Source organism: Corynebacterium lipophilum (assembly GCF_024102595.1).
In the GTDB taxonomy this organism is placed as follows: domain Bacteria; phylum Actinomycetota; class Actinomycetes; order Mycobacteriales; family Mycobacteriaceae; genus Corynebacterium; species Corynebacterium pseudogenitalium.
In genome coordinates, this window is the sequence record NZ_JAEUWV010000003.1 from 158,756 (window position 1) to 175,741 (window position 16,986).

The window sequence follows — 16,986 nt, forward strand, 5'->3', positions numbered from 1 at the left end:
ACTAGCCTGTCGGCTCCTCCCCTGTACCGTCCTGTGCTTTGAGCGTTGAGGCACTGCGGTCAATCCAGCGCTGCACTTTCAGCCGGAAGTCGACCGCTTTCGTGCTTCTTGGTGGGACTTGGATGATGTGTTCAGCGTCGTAGCCCGCCTGCAGCTGTTTCACTCGCAACACCTCCGCGTCAATCTTGACGCCCTCGAGCAGCACGACGTTCATCACCCACACCAGGACGAGGACGGCCCCGGCGGTACCAAATGCCCCGTAAGCGCTCGAGATCCCCATCGTGCCGATAAACCACGAAAAGCCAAGCCAAATAATGAAAATCGCCGTCAACGCCATCGAAGATCCGAGGGTGAGCAGGCGAAACTTCTCCGGCCGTACGTTGGGCGAAACGTAGTAGAGCACGGAGATCAACGCGATCGCAGTCACGATGATGACTGGGAAGCGGGCGTAATCCCAGACAGGCAGGAAGATCTTTGTCAGGTAATCAACGGTATCTGTCATCCCTAGGGGTTCTGCGATCGGCTGCAGCAGACCGTTCACAATTGACTCGCGCAAAAACGTGCCGACGATGATCACGATCACCCCAAGCACCATTATCAGCGTGGTGACCCACATGGTGAACCACGTGCGGACCAGGTTGCGCCCCTCTATGCGGCCGTACATGACGTTCGCGTTCCGGGAGAAGGACCGCACGTACGCGGATGCGGAAAGAAGCGAGACCACGATCGATACCACCAGCGCAATCGTGCTCTGCGCCGGGGTGCCAATCACCGTCAGGAGGAAGCGCAGGGCCTCATCCTCCAATGCTTCGGGTACATAGAGTGCAATGAAGTCGTCAATGATGTCATTGACGGCGGCCTCGTCACGTGGCAGCAGCAGCGTCGCGATCGAGTAGACCGCCAAAATCATCGGAGCGATAGACAACACGGCGTAATAGGTCAGCGCAGCCGCGCGGTCAAGCATCGCGTCAACGGAGAAGTCTGCAATGACACGCTTGGCCACGTATACCCAGCCCTGCGGCGTCACTCGGTTATCTTTTGTGAACACGTCAGGCCTGTCGCTGTGCTGCGGCACGTGCACGAGTTCGCCGGGACCATAGGGCACGACGTAGTCTGTCGCCGGAGGCGATTCGCTGTGTTCCATGGCGTTTACCCTAGTACAGGGTATCGTGTGCACCATGAGCGTGTTGGGTCAGATCAAGAAATGGTTCGGGGCGGGCGCTGCTCCTGCACTCGCAGAGTACCCGACGGAGTATGAGCGTGTGGAGCTCCCGGTGCTCAAGGTCACGACTGCGGCGCTCTCTCCAGGTTCGGACGAACGATTGGTCGTCGTGACCTCTACACCGGCGGCACTCGCGGAGCTCCAGCGTATCGACGGCCCGCTCCAAATGATCTGCCCCGGCGCGCGCACCGTGACTTGGGTGCCCGTCAAAAAGCCCGCTGTTCCTGTACTCGACCCCAATGCTGGATGGGTCATCCCGCTGACCGCTGAGGCGCGTCAGGAAATCGCTTCGCTGCCGGCGACCGAAGGCGAGCTCGAGCTGCAGACCATGCACCTCGCGTTCATTCTCGAGTCTGTACAGTAAGCCCCATGGATTCCGTTTCCCAGCTCTCCACCAGTACGCAGGACTATCTCAAGTCACTCTGGGCGCTCACCGAATGGTCAGACACGAAGGTGACCACCAAGGTGCTGGCGGATTACATGGGGCTTCGGCTCTCGAGCGTGTCGGACGCCGTCAAGAAGCTTGCTCAGCAAGGGTACGTACACCATAAGCCTTACGCGCCCATTACGCTGACGGAGGAAGGCCGCGCGCACGCCGTCGCGATGATTCGCCGTCACCGCCTCATCGAAACATTCCTCGTGGAAACGCTCGGATACTCGTGGGACCAGGTGCATGACGACGCCGAGGTCCTCGAGCACGCCGTTTCGGAATTCATGCTGCAGCGCCTCGACGCCCACCTCAACTACCCTTCCCGCGACCCACACGGCGACCCCATCCCCGCCGCCGACGGCACCGTGCCGCAATTCCACGCTGAGCCGCTGAGCACGATCGCCCCAGACAACGACGTCGTGGTCCAACGTGTCTCCGACGGTGACCCGAGTCTGCTGCAGTTCTTCGACACCTCCGGTATCACGGTGGGTACGCACTTGCGTACCCAGCAGGCAGCCCCGTTCTCTGACACCGTCGAAGTGCTTATCGACGGCCAGCAACCTCCACTTGCGCTCGGGAAACGCGCAGCGGACGCCGTGTGGGTGACCGCTGAGCCCGCCGTGCCCAGAGGGCGCAGCTGAGGAACTCGAGCCCGTAGATGACAGTCATCGTGGCGGAGGTGGGGGCGTCGAGAAGGTAGGCGACGCCGAAGCCTGCGACTGCCCCAACCGCAGCGAGCAGAACCGTCAGGGTCATCATGCGCGGTACCGTCGTGGCCAACTGTTTGGCTGCTGCCGCGGGGATGACCACCAGTGCAATGACCAGGATCGCCCCGACTGCGTTGAACGCTGCTGTGACGGTCAAGGACACCAGGAACATAAACGCGACGGACAGCATGCTCACTGGCACGCCGATGCTGCGTGCGAACTGGCCATCAAACGTGGACGCGAGCAGTTGCGGATACACAAGACCAATCGCGACCACGTTGAGCGCTAGCACCGCGAGCATGATGTAGAGATACACCGGTCCCAGCTGCGCCCCGCCAACAGTAAGCTGATTCCACGCAGCCAGGTTCAAGTCGCCGACGAGCACCGCGTGTGTATCCAGGTGGACGTTCGAGAAGTGGGAGGTAATCAGGATGACGCCCACGCTGAACAGTGCCGGGAAGATGAGGCCCTGCGGGGCGTCTCCAGTCACGAGTCCCGAATCCCCGAGCCACTGTGCGCCGAGGACCACCGCCACACCGGCCAGCGCCGCGCACACGATCACCACCGGTGAGTTCAGGTTGTTCGTAAACAAGTACCCCAGGGCAATGCCCGGCAAGATCGCATGCCCGATAGCATCTATGAGCATGGAGTGCTTCCGCAGCACAACGAATGCTCCCGGCACTGCGCATGCGCACGCCGTGACCACCGCGAGCAAAAGTGTTCCGACGATGAAACTCACGACGCTACCTCCGCCGAAACTGTTGTTTCCAGCCGGGCACGCAGCGCTGCCGTCGCTCGCCGCTGCGAACGGGCCCGGGCGATGACGCTTCGCTTCGGGGCGAAGATGAACGACACCAGAAACACCGCGAACAGGACAAGCACGATAACGGGGCCGGTCGGCACGTTGCCAAGCGCGATGGACAAGTAGGATCCAGCACCACTGCCGACGGCTCCAAACACGCCCGCGAGCACGACCATCGCTGGCACCGTTTGCACCCACTGGCGCGCCGCGGCAGGCGGAGTTACGACGAATGCCACCATCAACACCAACCCGACAGATTTGACGCCGATCACCGTCGCAAGCGCGATCGTCATGAACATCACCGTGTCGATGACCCTCGGGCGAAACCCAAGCATCGTGGACTGCACGGGGTCGAAGGAGCGCAGCTCGAACTCCTTAAACAACACGCACATCACGCAGACCGCGAGCAACCCGACGATGATGCTGATTCGCAGGTCCGCCCTGGTAATCACGGATGCGTTGCCGAACAGGTAGTCCTGAATACCACCTTTGCCTGGGAACGGATTGCTCGTGATCACGTCCAGCAACAGCATCCCGAACCCGAAGAAGAACGACAAGCTGATCGCCATCGCCGCGTCAATCGACGTCCGCGTCCGGGCAGTAATCGTGTTCGCCACCATCACCGCGCACGTACCAGTGACTACGGCTCCAACCAGCAGCGCAACCATGTTACGGCCGTCGACTCCCAGCCCGACGCACAGCAAAAACGCCAGCAACGTGCCTGGTAGTGCGGAGTGCGAAATCACATCACTGGTCAGCGACTGCTTGCGCAGGTACGCGAACGTCCCAAGCATCCCTGCCACTGCGCCAATGATGGTGGTCCCCCAAAACACCATGGCATAGGTGTGGTTCGCAAAGAACGCACCAAGGCTTATCGACGTCCCCATCACAGCACACCCAACAATCTCATCGAGTCCGCGCCTAACCCGTACGCCTGCGCAATCGTTTCCGGCGTAAACGTGGAGGAGACTGGCCCCGATGCAATCACTGTCTTATCCAGCAGCGTCACCGCATCGCAGTACGTCGGCACTGTCGAAAGGTCGTGGTGCACCATCACGATTGTTGTGCCATTCTCGCGCATGGTGCGGAGCACGTCGATAATTGTCGCCTCACTTTTCGCGTCAATGCCTTGAAACGGCTCGTCGAGGAAGAACAAGTCCGGGTCCTGTACTAGCCCGCGTGCGAGAAAGACGCGCTGGCGCTGCCCGCCTGAGAGTGCGCCGATCTGGCGGCCAGCGAAATCCTGCATCCCTACGCGTTCCAAGGCTTCGTATGCGGCGGCGCGTTCGCGCTTCCCCGCCCTGCGGAACCAGCCCAGCTTCCCGTACGTACCCATCGTCACCACGTCGAGCACCGTCGTAGGAAAGTCCCAGTCGACGCTCGCGTGTTGTGGCATGTACCCCACGCGGTGGCGCACTGCCTTGAGCGGCTGGCCGAAGAACTCGGTCTCCCCGGTCAGCGTCGGGATAAGCCCCAGCATCGCCTTGATCAGTGTTGACTTGCCGGCACCATTCGGCCCGACGATCCCCATGATGGCGCCCTCGGGGAACCGCACATTCACCTGTTCCAGGACCGGATCGAGGTGGTAGGCAACGGAAAGATTATGCGTCGCGCACGCAAACGTCTGCGTAGTCATGGGTTACTTGCCCCCGAGCGCTGCAGCAACTGCTTCAGCGTTATGCAGGAACGCCCCGATGTAGGTATCCGTTGGCGCGGTGGGGCCGAGGGTGTCGGCGAAGAGCTCCTCGTCAGAAATGGCGACATCCCACCCGCGGGCGTGCACAGCCTCCTGCAGGCTCTTAATCGCCTGCGGGTTCGCCTGATTGTCCTGGAAGATCGTCGGCACCTTGTTGTCCGCGATGAGATCCGCAAGGTCCGAAAGTTCCGACGCCGACAGCTTCGCCTCTGTGGAAACAAAGTCCGTCGCGTACACATCCAACCCGTAGGTCTTGCCGAAGTAGTTGAAGGCATCGTGGCCGGTGATCAAGATGCGTGGCCCAGTGATGTTCGCCAGCATGGTTGCAGCCTTTTCGTTCGCATCCGCGATTTCCGCCTGGTATTTCGCGGCGTTCTCGTGGTACTCATCGGACTTCGAAGGGTCGACCTCTGCAAGCTTGTTTGCGACCTCGCCGACAACCAGGCTCCACGCCTCTGGACTGTTCCATACGTGCGGGTCATGCAGAGGGTTGCCCTCAGCATCGGTTTCTGGCCAGTCAAGCAGCAGATTGTTCGGCAGCTTGTCTCCTACTGCCAGCTGGCGGTCCCCGAGGCTCTCCAGCTGCTTGATCATCTGAGCTTCGAGGTGCAGGCCGTTCCAGAACACCACATCGGAGGACTGAATCTTGTCGATGTCCTTCGTTGAGGGCTGGTAGGTGTGCGGGTCCCCGCCCGGGCCAACCATCGTGGTGACCTCCGCCTCAGGCGCAATGTTGGCGATGGCATCCGCGAGGTAACCCGTGGTTGCGTAGACCTGCAGCGCACCGTCGGCGTTGATGCCGTCCTGTGTCGCCTGGTTGTCCTCGGTAGACGAGCAGCCTGCGAGCCCTACGCCCAAGGCAAGCGCGCATGCAGTGAGGATCCTGGATGTGCGTGACATGAAGTGTTTCCTTTCAAACTAAGGTGTACCTCACCAACTCTAAAGTTCGCCCTACCGAACTTGCAACTTATTATGTGCAAACTCACACGAAGATATGGTTGAGCTGCACAAATAGAGAAAGGCCCCGCGGGAGAATTCCCACGGGGCCTTTGTAGAGAGAAGTTTAGAACTTCAGAAGACCTGATGCCCATGCCGCAGCGTAGACCGCCGCCAACACACCGCCGACTGCAGCGATAATGCCGACGATCATCCCCACGTTGTCGGACGCGGACGACTTGTCCGACTGGCCCGTGTTCACACCAGTATCGGTCGGTGGCGCCTGAGGCTTCGGCGTCTCAACGTCAATGCGGTCCGGCTCCTCCGGTGCCTGACGCCCAGCCTTCGGGTCCAGAATCCGGCGCGCAGATTCCTTCAGGCGGTCACTAGCGGTTGGATCCTTCTCGATCTCCTTGCGGATGCGCTCCATCTCTTCCGCCGTGTAGTCAAGAACGGAAACCTGGTACTCCTCCTTGAATACCTCGTCGCCTTCGGCGTTAACGATGCGGATCTCAAGCGGCATCGTCGAGTCCCGCAGCGAGGTTGCATTCTTGATCGGGATTTCAACACGTGCAGAAGGTTCCGCACCGCTGGCGTTAATCTGGCCAGGAACAGTGACTTCGATTGGCTCCGCACCCGTGATCGTCGGGTATTTGGCGTACACCGTGAACTTGTGCAGATCCAGACCGAGGTTGCGGATCTCACCAGTCAGTACGTCGGTTGAACGGTTCGTCACCACCGCCGCATCTTCACCACCGGCCAGACGGAAACCGGCCTTTCCAGGGTTCTGATCTGCAGCAATGATTTCTAGCTCGCGAGCAGAAATATTGTGGCTTGGCTCCGGAATGTCGTCGGTGCCAACGGTGCCTTCACCTGAGCCAATGTATTTGCCCTTGAGGTTCAGGTTGTCCCAGTCCGCTGGTACAGAGTATTCGCCCTCGTAGCAGACGACGCCGTCCTGTTCGCACTTCTCCTTCGGGTACCTCTTGTCGGTCTTGGGGACCGATTCATAGGCCTGGTCGGAGTAGTCGAAGTGCGACCACTGGTAGAGGTAGTTCATGACCGACTTGTACGTCGGCAAATACGCCTCGGTATCCACCGGGTTCGTCGACAGTGCGCCATTGTGGGTCAGGCCTAGGTTGTGGCCGAACTCGTGCAGGATGGTGTTTCGCAGCTGCTCTTGGTTGGTCACGTTCTCGTGGTAAGACACGTAAAACGCAGAGTCGTTGACCAGGCCGGTACCCGTCGACCAGTCGCCTTTCTCCATCTGGTCGCCGATAATGCCGACGCGGAACACCGACTCACGAGTACCGAGCAGCTCCTGGCGCTTTTGCCCTAGCTTGTCTCGCTTCGACATACCATCCGCGAAGTACAGCGGGGTGAAGTCCTCCGTTGGGCCACCGTGCCTGTTCTCGTAGTTAGGGATGGAGGTGTAGAGGTCACCAGCATCGATATGGAGACGAATCCCGTGCGCAGCGAACTTATCCTCCAGCTCCATCAGGGACTCACGGGAAGGCCGGTACACGTTCGCGTTCGCCTCAGCGCACTTCGCAAACTTCTCAAAGTCTTGGATGTTCGCGCCGAACTTATTCACCTCGTTGCAGTTCAGCGTCTCCCACTCAGACTTCATCCAGTTCAACTGCAGGAACAGATCTTTCTGTCCTACTTTCGCCCCCCACCTGTCGAGTGGAAGCGGGGTCCCGTCAGCAGCGGTAAACCCCACCTTCTCCCACTCATCCGGCAGCCCATCCTGGTCAGTGTCTTTCGCCGTGGGCTGCGTCTGGATGAAGATGTTCGCGGTAACCGACGCCGTCCCCTGAACTGGTAGTTCCTTGTTCCACGCCGCGTACTGGTAGCCGGCGCCGTCTTCGGCAACTTCACCCACCCGGCTAGCTTCGCCAGACTCGATCGCGTGCCCCGCCGCCTTTGAGACGTCAGCACCACGGAAGTTCACCGAAACATCGTAGCCAGGTTTTTCGGCAGGACCGAAGTTAAACCTTCCGCCTCGGTAGGTACCTTGATACTGCGCATACTTTGGCACGGCAGAGAACATCTCAATGTCAATCTTGCGGTCACGCTTCGACTTGTTCGTAGCCTCGACCGTCACGTCCATCGAATTTGTGCCGATCTCAATCGTGCGCGTGATCTGGATTTCGGTGTTCGCATCGTAGTGCGTCAGGATGACCTTGTAACCGATCTCGTTTTCTTCAACGTCAGACTTCGTCTCAGTCGGGAGGAACGCCACCTGCCGCCCGTCGACGGTCAGTACAGTCTGCAGGCTGCTTTCGAGCAAACCGCCGACCGACTGCGGGTTCTGGAACGTCGTGGTCAGCTTCGACCCGTACGCCAGGTCCGAGATAGCAAAGCCTTCAGTCTTCGAATCGTTCTCGATCCAGACGCCGCCGGGAATCTTTTGAACGCCAGCCTCAGCGATGGGCTGCACCCCACCGAAGGCAAGGCCTGCGCACAGCGCGATAGCAAGAGCTCGTTTCATCTTCACTTTTCTCGTCCTTTATCCCGAAACGTCAAATCCGGCGTTCTTCAACGCATGCGTCACCGCATTAAACGGCGGAACATGCTTATTACTGTCCCACAACCAGAAGAGTAAGACACCAAGGCCCTCAGCGGCGATCATGAACGGCACGATCCACCACACGCGCTCCCAGTTCAGCTCCTTTTGCGTCGCTGTTTGCTTAGGCACAACGTGTAGGTCGATCAGCTGCTGTGAGCCATCTTCCCACGTCACAACAACAGGAACGTTAATCTCTTTTGGCTTCTGACTACGTGGCACCGTAGCTCGCACCTCGCCCGTTTCCGGGTTGATATCGACGTTCGCGTCCTGGTTCTTGTAGCTCTTTGGCAGCCCGTAGTGCACACCAGAGAACTGATCTTTCGGCTTGGCAAAGCCCTCTTGCACAGCGTAGTCGACTGTGTTCTTCCTAGCTAACGAGTTAGCAGTTGCCTTCAACTCGATGATTTGGTGCCCACCGGGGAAGTCAACGCGCAGCTTCGCGGTGTAGGTGCTGTCTGCCTCGGTATCTGCCGGAATCTTTGCAGTGACGCGGCCTGTCGCGCGGTCAATGGTGATCGGAATGCCACCGTCGTTTTCGATGGAGAACACGCTGCCGTAGACAGGATCGCCCTCTGGTTCAGCGGTGAACGCCTTACCAGGGGTCACGATTTGCTGTGCATAGCGCAGCTTGTGTGCCTCGAGTTCCTCCGGGCTGAGTTGGTTCACGATGTGCACAGGCAGTGTTACGTACTCCCTTGACCCATCCGTGTAGCTGGCCAGGATGTGTAAGTTGTAATCCTTATCCTCGACGCCTTCGGGAACCACAGCCTCGACGACCCCCGTGGCACTGTCGACGGCGACGTTCCATCCGCGGAGGTCAGCGTTCTTTCTAGCGTCCCAACGGAACTCGGTGCCAACGGGCAGCGGTTCGCGGGAGTTGAGATCTGCAACGAACTTTCCACCTGGCGCCACGCGGGCGTCATCATAGGAGATGTCCGTTACTGTCTTGAGCAGTGGCGGAATCACCTCAAAAGCGGCGTCCGTCTTCAGCTGGCTGCCGTCGGGCATCGTCACGGTCACCGGAATTTTGACGGTCTCCCCGACCTTGGTACCCCTCGAAGCGACGTACTTGACCTCGCCGGTGTTCTTATCGATCGTAGCTTCTGGGTATGAAGTCTCAAACGTCGTCCCACGAGGCACCGGCTGGTTAATGAAGTCGTAGCCGTCTTTACGCAGCGTCAAGCTCGGTGTGATGCTTGAACCGACAGAACCGGGACGAACGTAGCTAGTTGGGTACTTGAAGGCGTACCGATCAGCGCCACTAGCTGATTCCTGCAACTCAATCCTGACGGCAAAGTCAGGTGCATTCGAAGCGCGAATCTTGACGGTGTACACACCGGCCTTCGTCGTTTCGAGTGGTGCAACCTCCACCGTGCCGTCACGGTAGACAGTCACCCATTCAGGAGTCCCACCGATCTTTTCAAACTCGGTACCGGTCTCATTCTCCTCGTTTGGCATGACCACTTTGCGCTCACCTGGCTTCAAGTCAATCTTCGGCCACGTATAGAAAATGGTTTGCTCAGCAGGCAGCTTCAGCGAGGTGATGATGAACGTGTCTTCTTTGACGGTGATCCAACCCGAAATAAAGCGCGGTTTCTCCGGGTCCTTTCCGCCATAGATTTGGTAGCGGTACGAACCTGGGTCGACGATAAACGCAACTGCACCATTCTCGCTGGTGCGCGCAACGTGCGAAGTCTTCCCATCCTGGCTCACGAACCGTACCTCGGTGTCCTGCAGTGGTGAACCATCGGTATCGAGGAAGAGGTACGAGCGCTTCGCTTTCCCTTCCGGAAGTTCCTCAAACCCCAGCGAGTTTGAAGTATCGACGGCAACTTCGTCGATCACTTCCGGAGAATCTTGCTCGGCATGGGCATATGTTGGAGCAATACCTGCGGACACAAGCATGATTGAAGTCGCCGCTGCGACCGCGAGCCCGGTTTTACACTTACCTCGACGCACTATTGCCTCTGCCTTACACTTCTTCGAATCACCCATACCGAAAGACGTACGCTTCTAACTTAGTGTATGAACGTCAATTTGCGAACTCCCAGCGCAAAACGTACACCCCCCAATAACTCATCATGCCCCAGGAACTGCCATGTGCAGCCTGGGGCATGGAAAGAAATGACTACTTCAGATCCTCCGGAACGGTCCGTGCGGGGTAAATGCGCGGGCGAACACCCGCAATCTCCTCAACAACTCGCACTACCTGGTGGGAGTAGCCATACTCATTGTCGTACCAGACGTAGAGCACGAGGTGCTTGCCGGCCGAAATCGTCGCCAACCCGTCAACGACACCAGCGTGCGTGGTACCGAGCAAATCTGTCGAGACAACCTCAGGCGATTGGATGTAGTCAATCTGCTGGCGCAGGTTAGAATCCGTCGAGACCTTACGGAGGAAGTTATTGACCTCATCCTTTGTCGTCTCGGTTTCGAGCTCGAGGTTGAGCACCGCCATGGAAACGTCAGGCGTTGGAACGCGGATCGCGTTGCCGGTCAGCTTGCCCTCGAACTCGGGAAGCGCCTTCGACACAGCCTTTGCGGCACCTGTTTCCGTCAGCACCATGTTGAGGCCAGCAGCGCGACCGCGGCGGTCCCCCTTGTGGAAGTTGTCGGCCAGGTTCTGGTCGTTCGTGTAGGAGTGCACTGTCTCAACGTGACCGTGGACCACACCGTAGCGATCGTTGATGACCTTCAGCACCGGCGTAATACCGTTCGTGGTGCACGAAGCCGCGGACAGGATCTGGTCGCCGTCCGCAATGTCAGCATGGTTGATACCGTAGACGATGTTCTTAATATCACCCTTACCTGGAGCGGTCAGCAGAACGCGGGAGACACCCTTGGACTTCAGGTGCTGGCTCAGCCCAGCCTCATCGCGCCAGACACCGGTGTTATCAACGACGATCGCATCGTTGATGCCGTACTCGGTGTAATCGATGGATGCCGGGTCGTTCGCGTAGATCATCTGGATCGGCGTCCCGTTGGCCCAGATGACTTCCTTCTCGTGATCCACAGTGATAGTGCCGTCAAATGGACCGTGCACCGAGTCGCGGCGAAGCAAAGATGCACGCTTGACGATGTCGTCGTCACCCTTCTTCCGCACGACGACGGCGCGCAGGCGCGCTCCCCCGTACATCGCCTCACGAGCAATCAGAATGCGAGCCAACAAGCGGCCGATGCGACCGAAACCATACAGCACAACATCGCGTGGCTCGAGCTCCGAGTCCGTATCGACGACGTCGGCAAGCGCCTCGTTCAAGTAGGCCCGCAGATCGCTCGCGCCGGACTTCTTGTAGTCGCTGGCAAGACGGCCAAGGTCAATCGATGCCGTGCCGAGGTTCATCTGAACAAGCTCACGAAGCACCGGCAACGTGTCCTCGAGCGGAAGCTCCTTCTCCACAATGCGACGCGCGTACCGGTGCGCCTTAATAATGTCGATGTCCGTCACACCTACCAGCAGTCGGCCAAAAATCGAGGTGACAACGTTGTTTTCACGGTGAAGCTGGCTGATGAGCGGAAGCATTTCCTGGGCCAGGGTCAGCTTATGATTCCAGTCCTGTTGGTGCGTTGTATTCGTAGGCGTAGACACAGTCATCCTCTTCATGCGGTAATTGAACAATTGGGAAACGTTTGCCTTGGGGGTACATGACACAGCTGCCGTACCCCCAATACAGGAATTATCGTAGCGTGTATTGGTCCATCTTTGTTACAAATACTCCAGCTAAACCAACCGCACCGCGAGATATGGTTACATCAGTCGCCTTAGGTGGGCTTTGTAGTGCAACGCCAAGTAAACCCGCACCCCACCCCCAAAACACACCCCCGGTGCTGGATGGCGGTATTTGTCCAACGTGGCGTCGACAAGCTGGCGCGAAACTACCTTCGGTACCCTGTGCACGTACATCAACGCATTGGAGGAAACGAATCTATGCCTTGCCCGAAGATCATCGCCCTCGACATGGACGGCACCCTGCTCGACGAACACGGGCGCATTCCCGACGCCTTCTGGGAGCTCCTTCGCCTTGCCGACGACCGCGAAGTCCTGGTCACGCCGGCATCGGGACGCCAGCTCGCGACGCTTCGTGACATGTTCACCACTCATCAGCCTCACACGTTCATCGCGGAGAACGGTTCCGTTGTCTTCCACGACGGCCGCATAATCGACGTGACTGCCATGCCGGAGCAGCCGGTGCGCGAGTTTCTACGCGCGTTTGAAACAGCGCCGTTTTCAGCGTCGGCGGTGCTGTGCACTCCCGAGCAGTCCTACTCGCTGCGCGGTGCATCTAAGGAAGTCGAGCAAGAGATTGCAAAGTACTATCACGCCAACACAAACGTGGATTCGCTTGTCGACGTCCCCTTCGAACAACCCGTGAAAGTCGCGCTCTACGTGGACGGTGATGCAGAGCGTGACGCGCTGGCGTGGGTGCAGGCGCACGCGCCTGGACTGGACCACGTAGTAAGTGGCCAGCACTGGATCGACATCATGAGCCCAGCGGCAGACAAGGGCAAGGCGCTGCTGGCGATCGCGGACGCCTTGGGCGTGCCTCAGGAAGCAACTGCCGCGATCGGTGATTTTCTGAACGATTACACGATGCTCCAGGCGGCTGGAACAGCGGTTGCGATGGGCAACGCCCACCCGGATCTTAAGACGGTGGCGGACGAGGTCATCGGAACTAACGCTGAGCATGCAGCAGTGCATCGACTTGCTGCATGGCTCAGTGAGCAATAGCGCTTACTTTGCGGACTTGCGCTCCGCAATAGCTCGCTCAAGCTCAGCTTGGCGCTCTTCGAACTCCTGGACTTTCGCCTTCATCTGCGCCATGAGTTCTTCGTGGTGCTTACGGCCGAGCTCGAGGCGTTCCTCAAGCTCGGCCAGTTCCTTCGCGCGTTGTGATTCATCTAGGGTCATGCCCCTATTGTGGCAAATTTTCCGCGCCGAAGCGAAGCGCTACTTCCCTTTCGCTAGAAACGACTCCGCGTTCGCAGATTCCCAGTCCTCGCGCCAGTTCTCTGGGACGTCGCCGTCGACTAGCTGACCGTCACGAAGCCACTCGTAGCGCTCGCGGTACGTCTGGGGTTTCCCGTAGTCGTCGTTGCAGCGAATCATCTCAGGGCGCAGGTCCTTCGGATCTTGCACTCCCATCGCAGCCATGAGGCGCAGCGCTGACGAAACGGTGGCCTTCTGGTACCGCATCACGCGCATTGATTTGTCCTCGACATCCAGGCCACGCTCACGCCACGGGTCTTGCGTCGCGACACCAGCCGGGCACGTACCGAGGTGGCACTCCATTGCCTGCACGCAGCCGACGGCCATCATCATCGCGCGGGCGCTCAGCAGGAAGTCCGCGCCCTGCACCATGCGACGCACCAAGTCGTTGCCGGCGGCGATTTTGCCGGCAGCACCGATCTTGATCTTGTCGCGAAGGCCGCAGCCCACCAGCGCATTATTCACGAACGTCAGGCCCTCTGTGAGTGGCAGGCCCACGTGGTCCTCAAACTCCTTCGGCGCCGAGCCAGTACCGCCCTCGGAACCGTCGACCACGATGAAGTCAGGCAGAATGCCAGTCTCGAGCATGGCCTTGCACACCGAGAGGAATTCCCGACGAGAGCCTATGCACAGTTTGAATCCAACCGGCTTCCCCCCGGAGAGGGTACGCATCTGGTCGATGAAGTGCAGGAGGCCGATTGGGGTATCAAATTCAGAGTGCGCACCTGGGGACGTGAACGCCTTCCCCTCCTCGATCCCGCGAATTTCAGCAACTTCCTTCGTCGCCTTCGCGGCTGGCAGCTCACCGCCCAAACCAGGCTTCGCTCCCTGTGAGAGCTTGAGCAGCGTCATCTTCACCTGTGGCCGCTTTGCCTTCTCTGCGAAGGTATCTGCATCAAATCCCCCCATCGGAGTGCGTGCGCCGAAGTACCCGGTGCCGATTTCCCACACCAGGTCACCGCCGTACTTTTCGTGGTGCGGGGACAGACCGCCTTCACCGGTGTCCTGGTAGAACCCGCCCAACTTGGCTCCCTTGTTCATCGCTTCGACGGCGCGCCCAGACAACGAGCCGAAGCTCATAGCGGAGATGTTCAGCAATGCTGCACTGTACGGCTGGGAGCACTGCGGGCCTCCAATCAGCACGCGCGGCGGCTCCGCAGGCATATCTACGGGGCGCATCGAATGCACCAGGGAGCGGTGTCCCTGCTCGTAGACGTTTTCTTGCGTACCGAACGCAGTGGTCGAAGTCTGCCCTTTCGCGCGCGAGTAGATGAGACTACGAGTGCGGCGGTCGAATGGGCGGCCGTCCCAGTCACGCTCAATAAAGTACTGCTGAAGCTCCGGACGAATCTTCTCGAGTGCCCACCGCGCACGCCCCAAGACTGGGTAAATTCTTCGAATGGAGTGTTTCTTCTGAGTCAGATCCACAGCTGCAACAGTTCCTACCCCCAACGCTGCCGCGATCGACGCTGTTGCTGCCCAGTTGCGCTTGCCTGCCATGATGCTCCTTAGACTAAGTGGCGTGTAGAAAAGCGTTCCTGTTTTCACCGTACGCAAAAAAATAACAAAACAAACTCCAGCCACACTTCATGTGGTGTTTCCCCCTTTCGTTCAACCACCATTGGGGAACTCTCGTTAGGGTGGGGCCATGATTGACTTTTCCCGCCCCGCAAACATCGTCGCGCCGAAACTACTCGGGTGCACACTCACTCATGGCGGGGTCAGCATCGTATTGACCGAGGTCGAGGCATACCTCGGCGAGGAAGACGCCGCCGCGCACACCTATCGCGGCAAAACGGCACGAAACGCTGCGATGTTCGGCCCTCCAGGACACTTCTACGTCTACCTTTCGTACGGCATTCACCACAACGTCAACATTGTGTGCGCACCGGAGGGCATCGGCCAGGGATGCCTACTGCGTGGAGGCAGGGTCATCGAAGGCCACGACATCGCCTATCGACGCCGCCAAAAACCCGACCGCCTTCCCATCGAAGAAGACAACCTGGCGCGTGGCCCCGGAAACCTGGGCGAAGCGTTGGGGTTTGAACTCACCGATAACCATAAATCCGTCTCTTTGACCGCACCTACCGCTCCCCCGGAGTGGGTTTGTGGCCCCCGTATTGGCATCTCGAAGAATGCTGATGCCCCCTGGCGATTCTGGATCCCCGGAGACAAAACTGTTTCCACGCCTCGCGGTTATAAAACGAGCAATAAATACAAGGCATAAATCCTAAACTTTTGGGCGATTTTCTTTAGGTAAGCCTTGCCTTACTATTGGTGGGTCAGCTTGGAGCGCTCGCTCCCCACCTACACACGATCGGAGTCACCGATGACCCTCATCGCCCCTGCGCAGATGCCACTTTCCGTCGCCCTGAAGGAGCAGACCACAGCCGCACACGCAAGTGCCGAGACCTCCCGCTTCATGTCTCACCTCAGCGGAGGCCAGCTCAACGCAACAGCCGTCGCCGAGCTCACCGTGCAGTACTTCCACATCTATTCCGCGCTCGAAGCCGCGGTGCGCCGCACAGCCACTCACCATGCCGTGGCCCAGATCGCCGACCCGAGACTTGAGCGGGTGGACGCAATCTCCGCCGACCTCACAGCGCTACTCGGCGCGGATTGGCAAGATCACCATCACCCACTCGAGGCAACGTCGCGCTACGTGGCCGAGCTCAACGCACTCACCCCCAACAACGGCCCCGAGGTGATAGCACACCACTACGTTCGCTACCTCGGCGACATCGCTGGCGGTCAGGCGCTTGCCCGGGTATTTCGCAGCGAATACAACCTCGGCGATAACGCCCTCAACTTCTATAACTTTTCCGCGATTGGGAAAATCCCGCCATATCGTGCGCAATACAAAGCATCCCTGGACGCCATGCAACTGAGCGACGACGAACGCGCCCAACTCATCGAGACAGCAAAGCACGTCTTCACACTGAATGAAGCCGTGTTCCAGGAGCTTACATCACGACTCGACTAGCCCTCGACGCTTGGCGTCACTGCTGTCGAGATACGCAAACACACCCCACACGGCACTTGCCGCCACAAAGGCGGCAAGCACGCCCCCGGTAAGGGTGTAGCGCTCAGGCACGGCGAACAACACCACCAGCGAGACTGCAACCACCCCAGCCCACACCACACCAACGAGAAACCCGGAGCGACGACCTCCGCGCGGTGATGCCTGGTAACGACGTCGCGACGGCAGCGCAGCCAGCGCAAAAACTAGTGCAACCAACCCCAAGCAGGCCAAGGAGCTTACCCACAGATTTCCGGCGCTCACACCAAAGACCACTACGCCAGCAATTACAGCCGACAGTGCACGCTCCCACGGCGCGAACCGCCCTTGAGACACCTCTGAGACGACTGGAATGAGCTCGGTTACAGGCTCCTGGTCCACTACCACAACAACACCCTTTCATAAGGCTATGCTCACCTAACTTTAATTAGGTAAGCTTACCCTCATTTATCCCGACGACGAAGAGTATTTTCCAAGAACTATGTCTATCCGCTACGTATGCGCGTTGGCCACTTCTGCCAGCATGCTTGGCTTTGCAGCAACAGCGTTCAGCCCGCTCCTCATTACCCCTCCCCCTGCTCCGGCACAGGAACAAACCGCGTCACACCGCACTGT

At 59.0% G+C, this 16,986-nt stretch carries 16 protein-coding genes; 5 read left to right on the forward strand and 11 right to left on the reverse strand.

The window, feature by feature from the left end:
* Position 1: 1 nt before the first annotated feature.
* Positions 2–1,144, reverse strand: coding sequence for a YihY/virulence factor BrkB family protein (locus JMN37_RS04125; protein WP_252931106.1), 1,143 nt, complete (start codon positions 1,142–1,144; stop codon positions 2–4).
* Here JMN37_RS04125 and JMN37_RS04130 point away from each other — a divergent pair.
* Both JMN37_RS04130 and JMN37_RS04135 read left to right on the forward strand, forming a co-directional pair.
* Positions 1,143–1,586, forward strand: coding sequence for a hypothetical protein (locus tag JMN37_RS04130; protein ID WP_070479302.1), 444 nt, complete (start codon positions 1,143–1,145; stop codon positions 1,584–1,586). The genes JMN37_RS04125 and JMN37_RS04130 overlap by 2 nt on opposite strands.
* 5 nt (positions 1,587–1,591) lie before the next feature.
* Positions 1,592–2,293, forward strand: a complete 702-nt coding sequence (locus JMN37_RS04135) for a metal-dependent transcriptional regulator (protein ID WP_070362786.1) — start codon at positions 1,592–1,594, stop codon at positions 2,291–2,293.
* Here the strand turns inward: JMN37_RS04135 and JMN37_RS04140 are convergent.
* The 7 genes from JMN37_RS04140 to JMN37_RS04170 form a co-directional block, all read right to left on the reverse strand.
* Positions 2,196–3,098 (reverse strand): metal ABC transporter permease, encoded by a 903-nt coding sequence (locus JMN37_RS04140; protein ID WP_070362787.1) that lies wholly within the window; start codon positions 3,096–3,098, stop codon positions 2,196–2,198. The genes JMN37_RS04135 and JMN37_RS04140 overlap by 98 nt on opposite strands.
* Entirely contained in the window at positions 3,095–4,048 is a 954-nt protein-coding gene (locus JMN37_RS04145) for a metal ABC transporter permease (RefSeq protein ID WP_070362788.1), read from the reverse strand. The genes JMN37_RS04140 and JMN37_RS04145 overlap by 4 nt, the downstream gene beginning before the upstream one ends.
* Positions 4,048–4,797: a metal ABC transporter ATP-binding protein gene (locus JMN37_RS04150; RefSeq protein WP_070362789.1), complete on the reverse strand. Its 750-nt coding sequence runs from the start codon at positions 4,795–4,797 to the stop codon at positions 4,048–4,050. The genes JMN37_RS04145 and JMN37_RS04150 overlap by 1 nt, the downstream gene beginning before the upstream one ends.
* 3 nt (positions 4,798–4,800) lie before the next feature.
* Entirely contained in the window at positions 4,801–5,757 is a 957-nt protein-coding gene (locus tag JMN37_RS04155) for a metal ABC transporter substrate-binding protein (RefSeq protein WP_070362790.1), read from the reverse strand.
* Between the two features lie 163 nt (positions 5,758–5,920).
* Entirely contained in the window at positions 5,921–8,287 is a 2,367-nt protein-coding gene (locus JMN37_RS04160) for a zinc metalloprotease (RefSeq protein ID WP_252931107.1), read from the reverse strand.
* 18 nt (positions 8,288–8,305) lie between these two features.
* Positions 8,306–10,324: a Rib/alpha-like domain-containing protein gene (locus JMN37_RS04165; RefSeq protein ID WP_252931108.1), complete on the reverse strand. Its 2,019-nt coding sequence runs from the start codon at positions 10,322–10,324 to the stop codon at positions 8,306–8,308.
* 169 nt (positions 10,325–10,493) lie between these two features.
* Positions 10,494–11,954: a glyceraldehyde-3-phosphate dehydrogenase gene (locus JMN37_RS04170; RefSeq protein ID WP_256007874.1), complete on the reverse strand. Its 1,461-nt coding sequence runs from the start codon at positions 11,952–11,954 to the stop codon at positions 10,494–10,496.
* A 339-nt stretch (positions 11,955–12,293) separates the two neighbouring features.
* Between JMN37_RS04170 and JMN37_RS04175 the strand changes: the two genes are divergently transcribed.
* Positions 12,294–13,094 (forward strand): HAD family hydrolase, encoded by an 801-nt coding sequence (locus JMN37_RS04175; protein WP_252931109.1) that lies wholly within the window; start codon positions 12,294–12,296, stop codon positions 13,092–13,094.
* A 3-nt stretch (positions 13,095–13,097) separates the two neighbouring features.
* Here the strand turns inward: JMN37_RS04175 and JMN37_RS04180 are convergent, their stop codons facing one another.
* Positions 13,098–13,274, reverse strand: coding sequence for a hypothetical protein (locus tag JMN37_RS04180; RefSeq protein WP_168156190.1), 177 nt, complete (start codon positions 13,272–13,274; stop codon positions 13,098–13,100).
* A 39-nt stretch (positions 13,275–13,313) separates the two neighbouring features.
* Entirely contained in the window at positions 13,314–14,852 is a 1,539-nt protein-coding gene (locus JMN37_RS04185) for an FMN-binding glutamate synthase family protein (protein ID WP_070362795.1), read from the reverse strand.
* Between the two features lie 148 nt (positions 14,853–15,000).
* On the opposite strand from JMN37_RS04185, the gene JMN37_RS04190 reads away from it, so the two are divergent.
* Together JMN37_RS04190 and JMN37_RS04195 are read left to right on the forward strand one after the other, a co-directional pair.
* Positions 15,001–15,579: a DNA-3-methyladenine glycosylase gene (locus JMN37_RS04190; RefSeq protein WP_070362796.1), complete on the forward strand. Its 579-nt coding sequence runs from the start codon at positions 15,001–15,003 to the stop codon at positions 15,577–15,579.
* Between the two features lie 102 nt (positions 15,580–15,681).
* The gene (locus JMN37_RS04195; RefSeq protein WP_252931110.1) at positions 15,682–16,335 is read left to right on the forward strand and encodes a biliverdin-producing heme oxygenase; all 654 of its coding nucleotides are present in this window, start codon (positions 15,682–15,684) and stop codon (positions 16,333–16,335) included.
* Here JMN37_RS04195 and JMN37_RS04200 read toward each other — a convergent pair.
* Entirely contained in the window at positions 16,321–16,752 is a 432-nt protein-coding gene (locus tag JMN37_RS04200) for a hypothetical protein (RefSeq protein WP_145945257.1), read from the reverse strand. The two genes, JMN37_RS04195 and JMN37_RS04200, sit on opposite strands and share 15 nt — an antisense overlap.
* Positions 16,753–16,986 lie beyond the last annotated feature (234 nt).

Excerpts from the sequence above, each read along its gene's own strand:
- JMN37_RS04195 (WP_252931110.1), top strand. The coding sequence starts at position 15,682 with ATGACCCTCATCGCCCCTGCGCAGATGCCACTTTCCGTCGCCCTGAAG.
- JMN37_RS04135 (WP_070362786.1), top strand. The coding sequence starts at position 1,592 with ATGGATTCCGTTTCCCAGCTCTCCACCAGTACGCAGGACTATCTCAAG.
- JMN37_RS04155 (WP_070362790.1), bottom strand. The coding sequence starts at position 5,757 with ATGTCACGCACATCCAGGATCCTCACTGCATGCGCGCTTGCCTTGGGC.
- JMN37_RS04180 (WP_168156190.1), bottom strand. The coding sequence starts at position 13,274 with ATGACCCTAGATGAATCACAACGCGCGAAGGAACTGGCCGAGCTTGAG.
- JMN37_RS04130 (WP_070479302.1), top strand. The coding sequence starts at position 1,143 with ATGGCGTTTACCCTAGTACAGGGTATCGTGTGCACCATGAGCGTGTTG.
- JMN37_RS04125 (WP_252931106.1), bottom strand. The coding sequence starts at position 1,144 with ATGGAACACAGCGAATCGCCTCCGGCGACAGACTACGTCGTGCCCTAT.
- JMN37_RS04160 (WP_252931107.1), bottom strand. The coding sequence starts at position 8,287 with ATGAAACGAGCTCTTGCTATCGCGCTGTGCGCAGGCCTTGCCTTCGGT.
- JMN37_RS04150 (WP_070362789.1), bottom strand. The coding sequence starts at position 4,797 with ATGACTACGCAGACGTTTGCGTGCGCGACGCATAATCTTTCCGTTGCC.
- JMN37_RS04175 (WP_252931109.1), top strand. The coding sequence starts at position 12,294 with ATGCCTTGCCCGAAGATCATCGCCCTCGACATGGACGGCACCCTGCTC.
- JMN37_RS04190 (WP_070362796.1), top strand. The coding sequence starts at position 15,001 with ATGATTGACTTTTCCCGCCCCGCAAACATCGTCGCGCCGAAACTACTC.
- JMN37_RS04145 (WP_070362788.1), bottom strand. The coding sequence starts at position 4,048 with ATGGGGACGTCGATAAGCCTTGGTGCGTTCTTTGCGAACCACACCTAT.
- JMN37_RS04185 (WP_070362795.1), bottom strand. The coding sequence starts at position 14,852 with ATGGCAGGCAAGCGCAACTGGGCAGCAACAGCGTCGATCGCGGCAGCG.